Here is a 16,712-nt window from a genome sequence, read left to right as displayed (position 1 = left end):
GGCACTGGACGGCCTGGGCATTCAGGGTGCGCGGTCCGTGGAAGAGCTCGTCGGCGCGGTGGCAGGGATCTACGGCAAGCCCATTTACCTCGAGGCCCTAGACGAGGCCAACTGGGGTTCGCTCACCGCCTTCCTGGAGGTGCCGGAGTACGTGACGATCTACTACCGCATCCAGGACACTCCGCAGTACCGGCTCCAATGCATCTGCCATGAGCTCGGCCACCTGGTCATGGGGACGTCGTGCGCCCTCCCCATGGACAGCCACCTAGCCGAGCAGGTCGAGATACCTGAGGGGAGCATCCGATTGCAGGCCCGCGATCTCCGGGACACCGAAGCGGAGCGGGCAGCCGAGGACTTCTCCTTCGCCGTCATCCGACGTTTCCGCGAGCAGCTCCGCATGCGCACCCGCCGGGCGGAAGCGCTCGCCTAGTGCTCCAGCAGTCCGCCTTCGCCCTCGGTCTCGCCTACGCGATGCTCGGTGTCCTGTGCTTCCTATGTCTCGTGCGGCTCCGCAGCATCCTCGCGTCGCGATTCACGGACGCAGCGGGCTTCCGGGCCGCGTTCCCCTCGTGGGCTGCATCGGCGTTCGGGCTGTCAGCGATCATCTCGCTGGGCCTGGTGTTCCCGCTGGAGGACATCGACGCCCTCGTGGGAGGTGACAACAACGCGAACCTCCTGCAAAGCATCTTGACGGTCTGTTCCTTCTGGTTCTTCCGTGAGGCTGTCGTGGAGGTCGTCTTCGCGGGCCGCCGGAGGGTGTCACGATGGCTTCTTCTGGGGTCACTCATGGCTTTCTCGCTCCCCTTCTTCTTCTTCATCCGCGATCGCGGCCCTACCTCGAGCTCGTTCATGTCGACGCACGCCGGTCAGTGGACGAACGTGGTGTATAACGTGGTCTACATGGCCGTCATCGCGTGGATCGTCGTGGACATGATCTGGATGCTCCGACAGCAGCGCCGAGGGGCCTACTTCGTCTTCGTGACCGGCCTTGCCGTAGTCCTGCTCGCGGCTGTGGACGAGATCGTCTACGCGCTCGCCGCGCACCTCATGCCCGGTGGCTTCAGCGATGCCACCTACCAGGCGTTCTACGTGCTCTTCTTCGGCGGCATTCTCATCGTAGGTCTGGGGTGGCTGTGGGTGCTCATCGCCGAACGCGACTATCTTGGCCGGCTGCGTCTCCGCGCCTGCTCGCTCGGCCTCATCTGGATCCTGTGGCGAGTCAGAGGCCGTGGAGCGCGGACAGTCGATGACAATGTGGTCCGACAGGTCGGCGCCCCGAACAAGACCTCCGCGGCGCGGCGCGTCGCACCTGGCCCCTCGAGAGGTCCACGGTTGCGCGTGGATCGATACCGGAGTTGGCGACCGCCGAGCGGCTCCCCGACCCCGGTCCTCCGGTCGGAGAGCCAGTGGAACGCGGTGCTCGGGCTGCTCGGATCCAGCGCCGAGGACGTCGCCTATCGCCTCGTCGTGCAGGTACGCAACGTCGTGGTGCGCCACAGCGCCCCGTTGGCCTCAGCCGAGGAACGTCTCCTCGTCCGTGTGGAGAGCAGATACCCCGGCTTCGGCCCGGAGGGCCCGAGGTAGGCCTGGGCGATCGGTCCTAGCGGCGACCCTCGACGAGGCGCCGGACCCACGACGTGATCTCCCCGTCGAAGGCCTTGGGATCTCGATTCCACTCGAGGGTGTGGAACGCCCCGGGCAGCTCGACAAGATCCACGGAGGGATTGAGGGAAGCGAACCGCCGGCTGAGCTCGATGGGGATCTCGTCATCGTCCGGGGAGTGCATCACCAGCGTGGGCACCCGGACGCGGTCCGGTCTGGCGCTCCAGTCGAGTGCGTCGAAGTCGATCGCATCGGCGCCCCCCAGGATCCGGCTGCCGCGACGACTGCCGAGGAGCGTGATCACAGACCGGCCCAGCCAGGCTGGGACATGGGACGCCCTGGCGCCATGGAGGATCGTCTCCCTCCAGCTCGTGGCCGGGGCGACGAGGACCATTCCGGTGATCGCCCCGCGGTTGCGTGCGCGTTCACTCGCGAGGAGGGCCATTCCACCGCCCAATGACCAGCCCACGAGGATGATCCGTCCTGCTCCGTGCGCAAGCGCATGATCGATCGCGGCCTCCACGTCGCGCCACTCGGTCAAGCCGAGCATGCTCGCGGCGCCGGGCGCAGGGGGCCCATCCCCATCCCCTCGGTAGGAGATGACCAGCGAGTGGTGCCCCAGGCGGGCGAAAAGCGGGACACCGCGCAACGGACTGAGCCGTGACACTCGGATCCCATGGATGTGGACGACCCACGTCGTCCCCTCGCCCGGAAAGTACCACGCCGGTGCAGGCCCGAGCTCGGTCTCGACGGCGACCTCCGACCACGGGAGGCCCAACTGCTCCGGACCCACATGGACCTGCCCCGTCCACTCCACTCGGGAGCGGGGCGCGACGCCGTAGACGTCGAGCAGCTCGCGATCGACGGTCCGTCGATCGTCGTTCACGGCGAGGACTCCTCCGATCCCCGCGTGCCCACGCCGCTGGTCCCACCAGACGCGGTACTCCCCCTGAGCCCGGGTGAAGGAATCGAGCTCCAAGCGCACGACACCCGCTCCGGCGTGCCAGTCGACCACGCGTGTGGGAGTGAAGTCGGGGGTGAGCCCGACGATCTTACGGCCGAAGATGCGGAGCACCGGGATGACGGCCGCCACGCCGGCCCCGAGGATCGCCAGTGCGACCGTGGAACACACGCGATTGAGCCGCACGCGACACCTCCCTGAGATCGTCGTCGAGTCTAAGCGAGGTACCCGGCGGTGGTTCCGTCACGCGCCCTCAGCCCGCCGCGCCCGTTCGGCCGGCGCCTGGTCCGCGCTCGCGGCTCGTCAACGGGCTCACGATGCGCGAATCGACCTTCCTGGCTAGGCATGTGCTAGACATGTACCAGTCATGCAAGATCGAGATGGTGTGGGGAGGTCGCCGACGTGCCAGCGTTCTCAGCGGGTGGTCAGGGGTCGAGGTGCTCGACCCTCGTCACTTCACGGGCTTCGTGGATGCGACCGCGAGGACCACGATCCCGCTCACGAGGCACCCGCCCGCGCTCAGATAAGCGGGAAGCTGACCGGCCGAACCCACGAACGTGAATATCGATACGGCTATCAGCAAGACGCCCAGCGCAATGGACCAGCCGCGTTTTGCCTGCATGTCTTACTCCTCGTATTCGGTAGAGATTCCCGTCGGCAGCTCAACGGCCCCGGAGCGGTTCTCGCAGCAGTGTAGCCGACCAGCCCGGATCAAGTGAGCAGTGCTCCGTCGATCATCAATGAAGGGAAAAGAAAACGTGTCAGATACTCCAGGCGCCGTCGATGCGATGCGGAATTCGATCGGCAGCGATCCCGCCGTGTCCGTCGCGCGTGCGACCTCCTCCGCGATCCACCAATGGGCGACCGGCGTGCAGAGCGTGGAAACCAGCCGCGTCATCCTGTTCCAGGGCTCTGACCTCGACCGGCAGGCGGATCGGCTGTCACGGACAGGCGACGTCATCCTGGCGCCCGTAGCCTCCGGGAGCCCCGGCAGGCGTCTGCCATCGGGAGCCTCGGTGCTCACCTACGAGGGGCAGCTCGTCGACGCGGGCGACGTGATGCACATCGGTCGCGGTTACGAGATCGAGCTCCAGGACTATCTCGCCGTCCCCTTCAGCCCCATCAACCGCCCCACCGTCGTGCGGCTGTCCTCCGCGGAGGACTGGAAGGCGCTCGCGGCGGATGCTGACGAGGCCCAGGCGACGGGATCGTTCATCACGCAGATGACGTCCGCTTCAGTGGTGCTCGCCGACCGGTCCGTCATAGATGCCGTGGCCGAGCGCGTTGACATCCCCGTCAACCGCCTCACCGTGGATCACGTCGGGGACGTGCGGTACTGGCCCCATGAACCGTCGCCGGAGGGCGCGGCCGTGAACGAGGCGATGCCGACCGCCGCGTACTTCGCCGCGATCGGAGGCGAGGCGACCGAGCGGTTGGTGCGTGAGCGGCCATGGTTCCGGCGGTACCTGGCAGCGCTGCGCGTCATCGGCCAGGAGGGCGGAGGGGCCTGGAGCATCTCGGGCTTCGGCCGCACGCTCGGTGGGTCGGCACCCCACCCGGGTTCGCGGACCACCGGGGAGCTCCTCATCTGGCGGGAGGACGAGCATCTGCTCGTCGAGCCGGACTCGGGACGCCGGTTCAAGCTGGGTCGCGAGACGGCGATCGCTGTCGAGGCGCTCCTGGAGGCAGACACCCTCGACGCGGCCGTGGACCGGGGTGCGTCAGCGGGTCTCGCGCGACGGGGCCTGCACCAGCGGATCACCGACCTGCAGGGTCGTCTTGCGGACGTGGGCGTCGCCATCGGACCCGAAGCGGCGGCTGTCTGATGCCTGCCGTGTGGACCTCCCTTGTACGCCCGAGCGAGAGCCCGACCAGTCGGAGCTGGGCGACGTCGGCCTCTGGCACGCGAGTCCGCTTCGCCGACGGTGTGGATGCCCTCTGCGCGACGAGCGGTCTATGGAACGTCCCCCTCGGGTACGGACGGGAGGAGATCGCCGACGCGGTGGCACGCGCCCTGCGGGACGCCTCGTACCTGACCCTGTTCCGCCGGGGGCATCCGCTGGCGGAGGAAGCGGCGCAGCGTTTGATCGCGTACGCCGGGGGAAAATATCAGCGCGTCATCTACTCGACCTCGGGGAGCTCGGCGAACGACATCGTGCTGAAGCTGGTGCGCCAGTTCTGGCAGCTCGCCGGAGCGCCTCAGCGGCGGATCGTCGTCGGCCTGCGGGGGAGCTACCACGGTCTGACCTACGGATCCCAGGCTCTGAGCGGCGACGAGCTGGGGCAGTCCGTCTATGGGGTTGACCGTCGGGACATCCGGCACGTCCCCTTCGACGACGGCGGTGTGGCCCTGGAGAAGCTCATCGAGAGGGAGGGCGCCAGGATCGGGGCGCTCGTGCTGGAGCCGGTGCTCGGCACCGGCGCGATCGCCGTCCCGCCCGAGTTCCTGTCCGTTGTCGAGAGGCTCCGTGAGGAGCATGGGTTCCTGCTCGTCGCGGACGAGGTCGCGACGGGATTCGGCCGGACCGGCATGCGCTTCGCCTCGAGCGGATGGTGCGGATCCCCTGACGCCCTGGTGCTGTCCAAGGCCCTCACCAACGGCACGTGCGCGGCGTCCACGGTCCTCGTGGGGAGCCGGATCGTCGATGCGTTCACTCGCCACGACGCCGTGTTCGTGCACGGAGAGACTCAGGCGGGGACCCCGGCCACATGCGCGGCCATCCTCGCGACGTTGGACCTCCATGAGTCCCTCGACGTGGATGCCCGCTTCCGTGAGCTGACCGGTCTGCTCGAGGGGACGGTCTCCCGTCTCCTCCGCCATGACCGGGTGACGGGCGCCGATGGGAGAGGCGCCTTCCGCGCCGTGACCATAGACACGGACGACGCCGGCGGCGTCGGGATCCTGGATGTCGTCGAGCGGATCCGGAAGCAGGGCGTCATCGTCCATCCCGGACCATCGGCCGTCCAGCTGATCCCGGCAGCCGTCTCGACGACGGCCGACCTCGACTGCATCGCGAGCGCGATCGAGCGTGTCCTGGACGATCTGGACGCACGATGACACCCGAGGCCGCCCGCGCGCAGGTCACGGCGCATCCGGGGGGCGTCCCCACCGTCATCGGCGCGGGGATGTCGTACCGCCCGTTCCCTCGTCTCGGCGCGACGAACGACGCCCTGCTGGTCATCGACGCGGCCGTGCGGGAGAAGCACCCAGAGCTGGGACGACGCGCGCGGTGGGTCCTCGAGATCGACGCGACCACGTCGTCGCAGCGGGAACTCCTGGACCGGATCGCGGCGGACGGCCTCGATGACGACGTGACGTCCATTGTCGGGATAGGCGGCGGCTCGACGATGGACACCGCGAAGCTCATCCGGCTTGCCTCCACCCGCGGAGACCATCTGCGAGCAGCACGGCAGCACGCCGAGACCTTCGGGATCCACTTCGTGCCGGAGGCGCCGCGGCTCACGAGGTTGCCGCTCGTGCTGGTGCCGACCACGCTCGGCACGGGATCCGAAGCGAGCTCGGTCGCCTGCCTGGAAGGCGTCGGTTCCCGACGGCTGGTCGCCGGGTCGGCGATGCGCGCGGACTCGATCGTCATCGACCCGATGCTGGCCCGCTCCCTGCCGGAACGCGACCTCCGGGAGGGGGCCGCGGAGATCCTCCTCCACGTGGTGGGCGCCTACGTCGGCAGCGCCGCGGCGGACGTGCAGGACGGCGCAGCGGAAGAGCTCGCCGGTCGCGTCGCCCGCTTCGCCCGCACCGCCGTGGAGCACGGATCCGACGAGCGGCTGCGCACCCTCCTCGCCGTGGCGAGCGCGGAGACGCACACCGGGTGGGCCCTGGCCGGCCGCGATCCGTATGCGGCGAAGCACTGGTACCTGGCCAACGAGATGTCCTCGGCTGCCGACACCCGCAAGGTGCCGACGACGCTCCGGATCCTGCCCGCCATCTGGCGATCGGTGATGAGCGGGGAGCGCCGGCTCGGGGACGGGGAGCGGCTCGAACGCATCTGGCGCATCATCGCGTTGGAGCTGAGCCTGCCGCTCGATCCGGTCGCCGGCGCTCGCGCCTGGAACGCATCGTGGGGCATCGATCGGCCGGTCCTCTCCGAGGCGGCGGTCGCATCCGCGGCGAAGAGCTGCTTTCGCATCTGGGCGGGACGCCGACCGGCGCTCCGCGGGATGACGGAAGACGAGATCGTGGCCGTCTACGCCGACCGGTCGGCGTCCGACGGCTACCGGGCAAGGGGAATCCCCTTGTTCGCTGAGCACCGGGAGGAGGTGAAAGGAAATGGAAATGGAAATGCGTGAGGCTTTCTCCTTCGAGGAGATCGACACGATGGACGCACCCAGTGACGAGAGCTTCTGGAACGGCATGTGGCTCGGCATCGGATATGTCGGCGCCATGGCGGCGCTCCTGACCTGACCGGACGATACGCGATCCACCCAGGACGGGGGAGGAGGTGAAGGAAATGGAAATCTCACAGCAGCTGCGGTTCGAGGAGATCGAGAGCATGGATGCCCCGGACACGGACATGTACGTCGGCTTCAAGCTGGCGGTCGTGCTCGGGCTCATCGCCCTCGCGGCGACCTGATCTGGTGCACCGGCATCACAGGCACATGACAGGAGAGGAGGTGGAGAGATGGAAGACGCACACAAGAGCCTCTGGTTCGAGGAGATCGAGGGGATCGATGCGCCGATGAGCGGTCAGGACTGGTTCGTGAACTCAGCCCTGTTCGGCTTCGCGCTGGTCGGGCTCCTCACCTGATGCGCCGGCGGGCGGTCGAAGACCGGCCGCCCGCCTGGCGTTCCGCCGAAGACCAATATGACAACGATCGTGCTGAGGGATACCGAGACGATGCAACACCTTGAGAACGCGAGCCCGCCCGCCGCGCTAGCCCACGTCCTCGCCAGCGGCCTGCCGCCCGAGGACCTCTACTCGCCCGCCGGTTCGCGCATGTACGAGCGGATGGCGGAGTTCGACCCTTCCGAACGGTCGGCGCTCCTGCGTCGTCTCGGAGGCTTGGACGGGGATGTCCTCGAGCTCGCCTGCGGTGGCGGCCGGCTCACCCTTCCTCTGCTGTCCCTCGGGCGTCCCGTGACGGGGCTCGACCTCTCGCCGGAGATGATCCGGATCCTGGAAGGGCGGTACGCGAGCCTGCCGGCGTCTAGGTGTACCCGGCCATGACGTTGGTGACACTTCGGGGCGTGTGAGGAGGCCTCCTGGCTTGATGGAGCTGTCTAGTTCTGCCACTGCCAGGAGGCCTCGATGTCCCACGCTAATGCTCGTCTGACGGTTCACGGGAGGGTTCTCCTCGTGCGGCGGGTGGTCGAGGATCGTCGGCCGGTCTCGCATGTCGCGCGCGAACTCGGTGTGTCGCGTCAGTGCGCGCATCGGTGGGTGAATCGGTTCCGGTCCGAGGGCTTCGAAGGCTTGTCGGACCGGTCCTCGAGGCCGAGACGGGTGCCGACGAGGACGAGCCCGGAACGAGAACGAGCCGTCGTGGAAGCGAGGACCCGATTGCGATCAGGTCCTGCCCGGTTGGCGCCGGTGACCGGTGTTCCAGCCCGCACGATCTCCCGCATCCTGCGGCGGCACGGGGCACCGCCGTTGGCATGGTTGGACCCCGTCACCGGGGCCGTGATCCGGGCATCCCGGTCGACGGCAAACCGGTACGAGCATGAGCATCCCGGCGACCTGATCCACGTCGACGTGAAGAAGCTCGGCCGGATCCCGGACGGCGGCGGCTGGCGGGCGCATGGCCGCAGCGAACAGGTTCGTGGTCGTGGGATCGGGTTCGATTACGTCCACGCCGTGGTCGATGACCACACCCGCCTCGCCTACGCGGAGATCCACCCGGACGAGAAGGGCGTGACCGCGGCAGGGTTCCTGACCCGGGCCGCGGCGTACTTCGCCGAGCACGGCATCACCCGCATCGAACGGGTCCTGACGGACAACGCGTTCGCCTACCGGCACTCGGCCGCGTTCCAGAACGCGGTCACGCAGCTCGGTGCGAGGCAGAAGTTCATCCGCCCGCACTGCCCCTGGCAGAACGGCAAGGTCGAACGCTTCAACCGCACCCTCGCGACCGAGTGGGCCTACCGGCAACCCTTCACCAGCAACCAAGCCAGAACCGACGCCCTTGATCCGTGGATCCAGCACTACAACACTGAACGAATCCACTCGAGCCACGGGCTGACGCCCGCGGCCCGAGTGTCACCAACGTGATGACTCAGTACATCTAGGCGGCACGTCCCACTCACGGCACTGGTCGGGGACATGCGGAGCTTCGACCTGGGCCGGACCTTCGGATCGATCGTCCTCGGGACGACCTCGTTGTTCCTGCTCGACCGGTCTGGCCGACGAGAGCTCTTCGAGAGCGTCGGACGCCATCTCTCCACCGGCGGTCGGTTCTTCGTCTCGGTCCACGCTTCTCTGCTGGGCCCGGGCGCGAGCTCGACGCGGATCGTGCCGCTTCGCGACGAGAGGGGGTCCGTGGCGCTCGTGAGCGACTACGTCCGCGAGGACGGCTTGACCCGTGACGTGTCGATCCTGCACCTGTCGCGGTCTGCCGGTGGGGAGCTGGAGACCCACCACTTCACCTCGGTGGTGAATCCGATCCCGCTGGCGGAACTGGACGAGGAGTTGAGCGGAGCGGGGTTCCGTCGCGTGGAGACCATCGTGGCTAGCGAGTCCACCGCGGATGTCGGTGCGCTGCTGCTCTGCGGGTACACGACATGAGCGACCTGAGGACGCGAGCTCGGTCATGGGACGATCTCCGACCCCTGCTCGGAGAGCAGGTCGAGATCGACCCGCCAATGAGCGAAGGCGCGCCGTGGATCATCTCCGTCGGCGGCGTGCCCCGGGCACGGGTCGGCGCCGACTTCGCACGCATGGCGTCGTCCTTCGATGGAACGCGATCACTGCACGACGCCGTCGTGATGGCGGGGGTGCCCGTCGATGACGTGCAGGCGCTGCAGGCGGTCGACACCCTCGCCTCGGCGGGCCTGCTCCGCGCTCTCCACCGGAAGCCCTCCCGGTCCGGGAGGTTCACCTATCGTCGTCCGCTCAGCTTCCAGTGGGTGCTCTTCGATCCGACCCGCGTCGCGCAGGCCCTGGCCCGACCGTTCCTCACGCGGATCGGGCGAACGGCCGCTGCCGTGCTGTTCGTGCTCGTACTCCTCCTCGCCGCGTGGTCCGCGGCTCGACACGCCAGCCTGTTGGCGTCGATGCTGAGCGGGCCGGTCCCTCTCGACCTCGTCTTGTACCTCGGGGTGGCCATCGTCGCGATGGGCGGTGTCCACGAGTTCGGCCATGCTGTCGCGCTGGCTGCGTTCGGTGGCCGTCCAACCCGGATGGGCGTGATGTTGTTCTACTTCACGCCCGCCTTCTTCTGCGATGTCACGGACGGCTGGCGCATACGGGAGCGGGCGCGCCGGGTGGTCGTCGCGCTCGCAGGACCCGCCATGCACACGGTCGTCGGCGGGATCTCGCTCTGCCTGCTTTCGCTGATCTCCGACCGACGACTCCAGGAGTTCCTCGCCGTCTTCGCGCTGGCCTGCTTCGTCAGCGTCGCCAGCAACCTCATCCCGCTCATCAAGTTGGACGGCTACCTCGCGCTCATGGCCCTGACTGACACTCCGAACCTCCGGGCGCGTGCGATGGCGACGGCGGGAAGTGCGCTGGTGCGGCTGCTGTTCGGTGTGGAGAGCACAGAGGAGAAAGGGCGGTGGCCCGGGGTGCTCGCTGTCTACGGCGCTCTCTGCTGGCTCTTCCCCGTCCTGCTGTTCGCATGGGCCGCGTACAGGCTCCAGCCGTTGCTGCTCGACGCCGGTCCGTGGTCGGCTGCGTGCTACCTGCTGCTGGTGCTCGGATTCCTGGCAGGTCTCGTCACGAGGACTGTGTCGTCCGTCGCGGCGGCGCTCCGGCGTCATCCCCGGTGGTGGCGGACAGGCCTGGGACTGCTGGTGACCGTCGCGTGCGCGGCCGCTGTCCTCCTCATCCCTGTTCGAGCGGTCGTGCACGGCGGGTACGTCGTCGTGGAGGGCCGCCCCTTCCTCGTGACGACCACCCGGACGCTCCTCGAGGGCCTCGACGCCGGCGATGCCGTTCGGCTCCGCAGCAACGGGGTCATCGCGACGCCCGTCCTCGCCGTAGGGGAGACCGGTGCCCCCGGGGAGGAGGCCAGGGAGCTGGACGCCCCGCTGGCAGCGCTGGCACCGGTCACCGCCCCGGACGTGATCGTGCCGGTCTTCGGGATCCCGCTCGTCGTCTCCGGCCGTGTCGAGGACCTCCCACGCGCAGGGGCGGCGGAAGTGGATCCCGGCGTCTCGTCCCCCCTCGGAGGCCGTCTCGTCCAATTCCTCGTGCAGGAGCCGGTCGCGGCCGTACTCGCGGGAGGGGGTGATCGACGATGACGGCGTCCGGAGAGCCCGCTGCGCAGCCCCCCGCCCACCTCACCGGGGCACTGGCTGCGGCGGTCGCGCGGTTCGACGCCGTGGCGACTGGACGACCCGTGTTCGGCTGGCACGGTCGTACGGCGGGCGTCGCCGTGCGCGCCGCGGAGCAGGGCGACGCGTGGCTCCGGGTCGTCGTGGCACGGCCCGAGCTAGCTGTACTGAGTCATCACGTTGGTGACACTCGGGCCGCGGGCGTCAGCCCGTGGCTCGAGTGGATTCGTTCAGTGTTGTAGTGCTGGATCCACGGATCAAGGGCGTCGGTTCTGGCTTGGTTGCTGGTGAAGGGTTGCCGGTAGGCCCACTCGGTCGCGAGGGTGCGGTTGAAGCGTTCGACCTTGCCGTTCTGCCAGGGGCAGTGCGGGCGGATGAACTTCTGCCTCGCACCGAGCTGCGTGACCGCGTTCTGGAACGCGGCCGAGTGCCGGTAGGCGAACGCGTGGTCCGTCAGGACCCGTTCGATGCGGGTGATGCCGTGCTCGGCGAAGTACGCCGCGGCCCGGGTCAGGAACCCTGCCGCGGTCACGCCCTTCTCGTCCGGGTGGATCTCCGCGTAGGCGAGGCGGGTGTGGTCATCGACCACGGCGTGGACGTAATCGAACCCGATCCCACGACCACGAACCTGTTCGCTGCGGCCATGCGCCCGCCAGCCGCCGCCGTCCGGGATCCGGCCGAGCTTCTTCACGTCGACGTGGATCAGGTCGCCGGGATGCTCATGCTCGTACCGGTTTGCCGTCGACCGGGATGCCCGGATCACGGCCCCGGTGACGGGGTCCAACCATGCCAACGGCGGTGCCCCGTGCCGCCGCAGGACGCGGGAGATCGTGCGGGCTGGAACACCGGTCACCGGCGCCAACCGGGCAGGACCTGATCGCAATCGGGTCCTCGCTTCCACGACGGCTCGTTCTCGTTCCGGGCTCGTCCTCGTCGGCACCCGTCTCGGCCTCGAGGACCGGTCCGACAAGCCTTCGAAACCCTCGGACCGGAACCGATTCACCCACCGATGCGCGCACTGACGCGACACACCGAGTTCGCGCGCGACATGCGAGACCGGCCGACGATCCTCGACCACCCGCCGCACGAGGAGAACCCTCCCGTGAACCGTCAGACGAGCATTAGCGTGGGACATCGAGGCCTCCTGGCAGTGGCAGAACTAGACAGCTCCATCAAGCCAGGAGGCCTCCTCACACGCCCCGAAGTGTCACCAACGTCATGGCCGGGTACAGCTAGCCCGGGGCAGCTGGTGGAACGGGAACGTGGAGGCCGAGGCCATCACCACCGTGAGGCGACCGCGGATCCTCGCCTGGCATGAGCGCTCCGACGCTTCGGTCGCGAGCCGGGCGGAGCTGATGCAGCTGCTCCCCGGCAGCGCCTGCTCCTCCACCCCCGAGCTGCGAGTCGATCCGAAGCTGGGCGACGACTGGTGGGACGCCCTGGAAGCCGATGTGGCGGCCCTCGCCGCCCATCGCACCGACCGAGCGGCCACGACCCCGGCCTCCATCGCTCATCGCACGCACGTCCTCTTCGGTGAGAGGTGCGACTCCTCCGGGGTGCCATGGGCTGCGGCGCACGGTGACCTGCACTGGGCGAACGTCTTCCACTCGGAATTCGCCCTCGTGGATTGGGAGGCCTGGGGTGTCGCGCCCGTCGGGAGCGACATCGCGAACCTGTACCTCCACTCCCTTCTCGTCCCGTCCGTCGCCGAGCAGATCCACGAGCGCTTCGCCGCCGTGCTCGAGTCGCCGGCAGGACGAGTCGGCATCGCCTACGCCGCGTCTCGGATGCTCGCGCGGGCGATGAGCGGCGACTACCCGGATCTCATCGATCCGCTTCATGCAACTGTTCGCGAGTACGACCTCATCGGGGTCGGGAGAGGATGACCATGCGGAAGACTGCGGTCGAGTTCGACGGATTCAGCAAGGAACTGGGAGGACGGCGGGTTGTGGACTCGCTCGACTTCGCTGTAGAAGAGGGGCGCGTCGTCGGGCTGCTTGGACCGAACGGCGCCGGGAAGAGCACAGCGATGCGCGGTCTCGTCGGGCTGCTTCGCCCGAGCGCCGGCTCGGCGACCGTCTTCGGGCGGCCGTTCGCCGAGCTCGCGGATCCCGCGCGCACCGTCGGTGTGCACATGGACGGGCTGGGGTTCGAGGCGGGCATCACCGGTCGGCGACATCTCGAGATCCTCGCCACGGCCGCGGGAATGCCCCGGGAACGCGCCACCGAGGCCCTCGAGCTCGTCGGCTTGGCGGAGCAGGGGCGGAAGCGAGTGAAGGCCTACTCGACGGGGATGCGTCAACGCCTCGGCCTCGCGTCCGCGCTGATCGGCGAACCGGATCTGCTGGTCCTCGACGAGCCAGCCAACGGCCTCGACCCGGAGGGCCTCCGGTGGCTCCGCTCCTTCCTCCGCGCGCAGGCCGACGCGGGCCGGACGATCCTCGTGTCGAGCCATCAACTCAGCGAGCTGGAGCACGTCGTCGACGACGTGGTCGTGATGAAGCGCTCCCTGCTGTACCACGGACCGCTCGCCGCGCTCACTCGCTCCGGCGACCAGAGCCTCGAGGACGCCTACTTCGATCTGGTCAGCGCTTCGGAGGGGGTGGCGCGATGAAGGCGCGGCTCTTCTCCCGGATGCTGCGCGCGGAGCTGATCAAGGCGCGGTCCGGGCCGACGCTGCTCAGCATGTTCTCGTTCGTCATCGTCACCCCGCTCCTGGTCGTCTACGTCGCGGGGGTCTTAGACGAGATCGACTTCACGCAGCCGGCCGCGGCGACCCGGACGCTCCTCGCCGTCGGGGTCTCAGGGGCGCTCGGCTGCGCGTTCTTCGGCAGCTACCTCGTCACGCGGGACTACTATTACCGCGCGATGGACCGGTCGTTCGTGACCGCGCCGACAGGCGTGGTGTTCGCGGCGAGGATGACCGCAGCAGCCATCTCCGGTCTCCTCTTTGCCGTCGGTGGCCTGATCGTCTGGACGAGCATCACGGTGTACCTCGTGGCGGACCACGGTGGCGAGTTCGCCCTCCAATCCGACTCGGTGCCCGTCTTGGGGGGCTACCTCCTCGCGGGCACGCTGGCGGGGGTGATCGGCTGCGGCGTTGGCTGGCTCGTCCGCGACTACTACGCGGCCGTCCTGGTGCTCCTCGTCGCCCCGGCGGTCGTCGGCGTCCCGATGCTGAGCCGCGTCCGCGAGGTCGAGCGCTTCCTGCCCGTCGGCGCGAGCGCCGGTCTGGGCGACGTGTCGCTCGACGGACTCCTGAGCCAGGGGCTCGCAGGCCTCGTCATGTTCGGGTGGGCGATGCTGGCCGGCGTCGGCGGCTGGCTGATGCTACGGAGCAGGAGGACCGCGTGACGCGGCCGGCGATGGCGGTGCGAGCCGCGGCGATCGAGTGGAGGAGGAGCTGCCACGACCGGAGCGTCCTCGCGGGCCTCGGGCTCACGCTGCTCCCGGTGGTCTCCCTCCTCGGCAGCCTTCCCGACGATCCGAGGAACATCCCGGTGGAGCTGCTCGCATCCTTGGCCGATCCTCTCGGCGTCGCACTGCTCGCGGACGTCGCGATGATCGCCGCCGCGTGCACCTCGGTCCGGACGTCGATGGCGTTCCACGACGGCATCGTCGGGCGCGACACCCTGGCCCTCGGCCACGGCCTACCGATGCTGATGCGGGCGGTCAACTCAGTCCTCGTGGGCGCCCTCCTGGGGGCGGTCGCATGGGGCGTCGCCGCCCTGGCGGTCCGTCTGGTCGCGGGCGTCGGCGTCGTCGACCTGCAGCTGCTGGGGCCGGCGATCGTGGTGGGCTCGTGGGCCGGAGCGTGGGGCTTCGCGATCGGGTCGCTCGTGAGGGCACCGCTCGTAGTCCTGTTGGTCACGCTCCTCACCCTCGCACCTGCGCTGCTGCTCGCGTCCATGGCTCAAGACGCCGTGGCGGCCACCCCGCTCGGGAGCCTGCTGGATGCCGTCGGCTTCCCAATCGAAGACGGTCGAGGCAAGCTCGGCGTCGCGAGCGTCATCACCGTGGCGTGGCTCGGAACGCTCCTGGCGGTGGCGATCCTGTCGGATCGGCTCCGTCCGCGGCTCGCCTGAGACCACGTCGAGCGGACGCGGCGCCACCGGCGACGCGCTCCTCGAGACCCTCGGTCCGTCCGCGTCACGCCACCCGCGCGTCCGCCCCGCGCACCCGCAGCATCAGCAGCAGCCCCGCGAGCAGCACGATCACGATGCCGATGATCCCGAAGCGCGTGTCGCCCGTGATGGCCACCGCGATGCCGAACAGGCCCGGCGCCAGGAACGAGACCGCGCGGCCGGTGGTCGTGTAGAGGCCGAACATCTCGCCCTCGCGGCCGGCGGGGGAGATGCGCGCGAGGAAGGTGCGGCTCGACGACTGCACGGGCCCCACGAACAGGCAGAGGAACAGGCCCGTCGCCCAGAAGCCGGCCTTGGCGTCGCCGACGAACAGCACCGCGGATCCGCCGATGATGAGGCACACGAGCGAGACGAGGATGACCGGCTTCGCGCCGAAGCGGTCGTCGAACCACCCGGCCGCGAACGTGCCGATGCCCGCCACCACGTTCGCCGCGACCCCGAAGAGCAGCACCTCGGTGGTCGAGAACCCGAAGACCTGCGCCGCGATGATCGCCCCGAACGTGAACACCGCCGCGAGCCCGTCGCGGAACACCGCGCTCGCGAGCAGGAACACGAGCACGCGCGGCGACTCCCGGTAGAGCTCCGCGATCCGGCGGAACAGCGTGCCGTACGACGCGGGGATGCCCTGCCGCTTCCGCCCCGGCGTGGCCGGGATCTCGGGCACGCCCACGAGCACGGGGATCGAGAACACGGCGCACCAGATCGCGGCCACGAGGATCGCGATGCGCACGTCGAGCGCCCCGCCCGCCTCGCCCGAGGGCAGGCCGAGGAGGCCGGACGCGCCGGGCGTCCCGAAGTCGAAGAGGAAGAGGCCGAGCAGCAGCGCCAGCAGCACGATCCCGCCGACGTAGCCCATGCCCCAGCCGAGGCCGGACACCCGGCCGACCGTGCGCGGCGTGCTCACCTGCACGAGCATCGCGTTGTAGTTCACGCTCGCGAACTCGAAGAACACGTTGCCGGTGGCGAGCAGCACGGCGCCGAGCCACAGGTACGACGGCACGGGCTCGACGAACACCATGCCGAGCATCGCGAGCACCACGATCCCTGTGTTGATCCCGAGCCAGAGGCGGCGGCGGCCGGATCCGTCCGAGCGCTGCCCGAGCACGGGCGCGAGCACCGCGATGAGGAGGCCGGCGATGGTGAGCGCGAGTGAGATCACGCCCGAGGTGTCGGCCTTCGCGGCCACGAGCGCCGGGTTCCGCGCGTCGTCGCCGGCGGCCGCGACGATGGCGGGATCCACGAACAGGCTGCTGGCGAGGTACGTGCTGAAGACGAAGGTGGTGACCACCGCGTTGAAGGCCGCGGATCCCCAGTCCCACAGCGCCCACGCGGCGACCCGTCGGCGGGGAGGGGCGGCGGGCTCGTCGATGCGTCCGGGCGCGGCGGTGCTCATGGTCGCAACCTAGTCGGTGGACGTGTCGCGGCAGGGTCGCCGCTTCCTTCAGGTGTACTCGTGTGATGCCCGCGGAGGACGGCACAGGGGGTGGTGAGTGTGGAAAGTTCTAAGAGAAGCGCCCGGGAATCCGTCCGGAAAAGTTGCGCCGGAATGGCGCGA

20 protein-coding genes are annotated in these 16,712 nt (G+C 69.1%); 16 read left to right on the top strand and 4 right to left on the bottom strand.

Annotation, left to right across the window (positions count from 1 at the left end; translation table 11 throughout):
* Window positions 1-37 precede the first annotated feature (37 nt).
* Together B5P21_RS00990 and B5P21_RS00985 are read left to right on the top strand one after the other, a co-directional pair.
* Window positions 38-430 (top strand): ImmA/IrrE family metallo-endopeptidase, encoded by a 393-nt coding sequence (locus B5P21_RS00990; RefSeq protein ID WP_052663134.1) that lies wholly within the window; start codon window positions 38-40, stop codon window positions 428-430.
* Entirely contained in the window at window positions 430-1,584 is a 1,155-nt protein-coding gene (locus B5P21_RS00985) for a hypothetical protein (RefSeq protein WP_094170664.1), read from the top strand. Before B5P21_RS00990 ends, B5P21_RS00985 begins: the two co-directional genes overlap by 1 nt.
* Window positions 1,585-1,600: 16 nt before the next feature.
* Here B5P21_RS00985 and B5P21_RS00980 read toward each other — a convergent pair whose 3' ends face one another.
* Together B5P21_RS00980 and B5P21_RS16720 are read right to left on the bottom strand one after the other, a co-directional pair.
* The gene (locus B5P21_RS00980; protein ID WP_158385329.1) at window positions 1,601-2,749 is read right to left on the bottom strand and encodes an alpha/beta hydrolase family protein; all 1,149 of its coding nucleotides are present in this window, start codon (window positions 2,747-2,749) and stop codon (window positions 1,601-1,603) included.
* A gap of 265 nt (window positions 2,750-3,014) precedes the next feature.
* The gene (locus B5P21_RS16720) at window positions 3,015-3,185 is read right to left on the bottom strand and encodes a hypothetical protein (RefSeq protein ID WP_158385332.1); all 171 of its coding nucleotides are present in this window, start codon (window positions 3,183-3,185) and stop codon (window positions 3,015-3,017) included.
* A gap of 118 nt (window positions 3,186-3,303) precedes the next feature.
* Between B5P21_RS16720 and mpaB the strand changes: the two genes are divergently transcribed.
* From mpaB to mpaP, 10 genes are all read left to right on the top strand, one after another.
* Window positions 3,304-4,389, top strand: coding sequence for a daptide biosynthesis RiPP recognition protein (gene mpaB, locus B5P21_RS16715; RefSeq protein ID WP_165770592.1), 1,086 nt, complete (start codon window positions 3,304-3,306; stop codon window positions 4,387-4,389).
* Complete coding sequence (gene mpaD, locus B5P21_RS00975) at window positions 4,389-5,621, top strand: daptide-type RiPP biosynthesis aminotransferase (RefSeq protein ID WP_045526054.1); 1,233 nt, start codon at window positions 4,389-4,391, stop codon at window positions 5,619-5,621. Before mpaB ends, mpaD begins: the two co-directional genes overlap by 1 nt.
* On the top strand, window positions 5,618-6,871 hold the full coding sequence (locus tag B5P21_RS00970; RefSeq protein WP_052663136.1) for an iron-containing alcohol dehydrogenase: 1,254 nt from the start codon (window positions 5,618-5,620) through the stop codon (window positions 6,869-6,871). The genes mpaD and B5P21_RS00970 overlap by 4 nt, the downstream gene beginning before the upstream one ends.
* Window positions 6,858-6,986, top strand: a complete 129-nt coding sequence (locus B5P21_RS17490; protein WP_258232024.1) for a daptide-type RiPP — start codon at window positions 6,858-6,860, stop codon at window positions 6,984-6,986. Before B5P21_RS00970 ends, B5P21_RS17490 begins: the two co-directional genes overlap by 14 nt.
* 46 nt (window positions 6,987-7,032) lie before the next feature.
* On the top strand, window positions 7,033-7,155 hold the full coding sequence (locus B5P21_RS17485) for a daptide-type RiPP (RefSeq protein ID WP_258232025.1): 123 nt from the start codon (window positions 7,033-7,035) through the stop codon (window positions 7,153-7,155).
* Window positions 7,156-7,203: 48 nt separating this feature from the next.
* The gene (locus B5P21_RS17480) at window positions 7,204-7,329 is read left to right on the top strand and encodes a hypothetical protein (RefSeq protein WP_258232026.1); all 126 of its coding nucleotides are present in this window, start codon (window positions 7,204-7,206) and stop codon (window positions 7,327-7,329) included.
* A gap of 57 nt (window positions 7,330-7,386) precedes the next feature.
* Window positions 7,387-7,749, top strand: a complete 363-nt coding sequence (locus tag B5P21_RS00965; RefSeq protein ID WP_094170662.1) for a class I SAM-dependent methyltransferase — start codon at window positions 7,387-7,389, stop codon at window positions 7,747-7,749.
* 81 nt (window positions 7,750-7,830) lie between these two features.
* Complete coding sequence (locus B5P21_RS00960; protein ID WP_045526244.1) at window positions 7,831-8,790, top strand: IS481-like element IS1122 family transposase; 960 nt, start codon at window positions 7,831-7,833, stop codon at window positions 8,788-8,790.
* A 51-nt stretch (window positions 8,791-8,841) separates the two neighbouring features.
* Complete coding sequence (locus B5P21_RS00955) at window positions 8,842-9,303, top strand: hypothetical protein (RefSeq protein ID WP_094170661.1); 462 nt, start codon at window positions 8,842-8,844, stop codon at window positions 9,301-9,303.
* Window positions 9,300-10,979, top strand: a complete 1,680-nt coding sequence (gene mpaP, locus B5P21_RS00950; RefSeq protein ID WP_052663138.1) for a daptide biosynthesis intramembrane metalloprotease — start codon at window positions 9,300-9,302, stop codon at window positions 10,977-10,979. Before B5P21_RS00955 ends, mpaP begins: the two co-directional genes overlap by 4 nt.
* A 208-nt stretch (window positions 10,980-11,187) precedes the next feature.
* Here the strand turns inward: mpaP and B5P21_RS00945 are convergent, their stop codons facing one another.
* The gene (locus B5P21_RS00945; RefSeq protein ID WP_094170660.1) at window positions 11,188-12,147 is read right to left on the bottom strand and encodes an IS481-like element IS1122 family transposase; all 960 of its coding nucleotides are present in this window, start codon (window positions 12,145-12,147) and stop codon (window positions 11,188-11,190) included.
* 127 nt (window positions 12,148-12,274) lie between these two features.
* On the opposite strand from B5P21_RS00945, the gene B5P21_RS00940 reads away from it, so the two are divergent.
* The 4 genes from B5P21_RS00940 (at window position 12,275) to B5P21_RS00925 (ending at window position 15,097) form a co-directional block, all read left to right on the top strand.
* Window positions 12,275-12,898, top strand: coding sequence for a hypothetical protein (locus B5P21_RS00940; protein WP_094170659.1), 624 nt, complete (start codon window positions 12,275-12,277; stop codon window positions 12,896-12,898).
* 2 nt (window positions 12,899-12,900) lie between these two features.
* On the top strand, window positions 12,901-13,626 hold the full coding sequence (locus B5P21_RS00935) for an ABC transporter ATP-binding protein (protein ID WP_045526055.1): 726 nt from the start codon (window positions 12,901-12,903) through the stop codon (window positions 13,624-13,626).
* Window positions 13,623-14,366 carry an ABC transporter permease gene (locus B5P21_RS00930; protein WP_045526057.1) on the top strand — a complete coding sequence of 248 codons (744 nt, stop codon included), beginning with the start codon at window positions 13,623-13,625 and terminating at the stop codon, window positions 14,364-14,366. Before B5P21_RS00935 ends, B5P21_RS00930 begins: the two co-directional genes overlap by 4 nt.
* A 98-nt stretch (window positions 14,367-14,464) precedes the next feature.
* Entirely contained in the window at window positions 14,465-15,097 is a 633-nt protein-coding gene (locus B5P21_RS00925) for a hypothetical protein (protein ID WP_133064146.1), read from the top strand.
* Between the two features lie 64 nt (window positions 15,098-15,161).
* Here B5P21_RS00925 and B5P21_RS00920 read toward each other — a convergent pair whose 3' ends face one another.
* Window positions 15,162-16,550: an MFS transporter gene (locus B5P21_RS00920; RefSeq protein WP_094170658.1), complete on the bottom strand. Its 1,389-nt coding sequence runs from the start codon at window positions 16,548-16,550 to the stop codon at window positions 15,162-15,164.
* Window positions 16,551-16,712: the final 162 nt, after the last annotated feature.

Origin of the sequence: Clavibacter michiganensis subsp. insidiosus (genome assembly GCF_002240565.1) — a bacterium.
Taxonomy (GTDB): domain Bacteria; phylum Actinomycetota; class Actinomycetes; order Actinomycetales; family Microbacteriaceae; genus Clavibacter; species Clavibacter insidiosus.
This window is presented reverse-complemented; position numbering and strand designations above follow the sequence as displayed.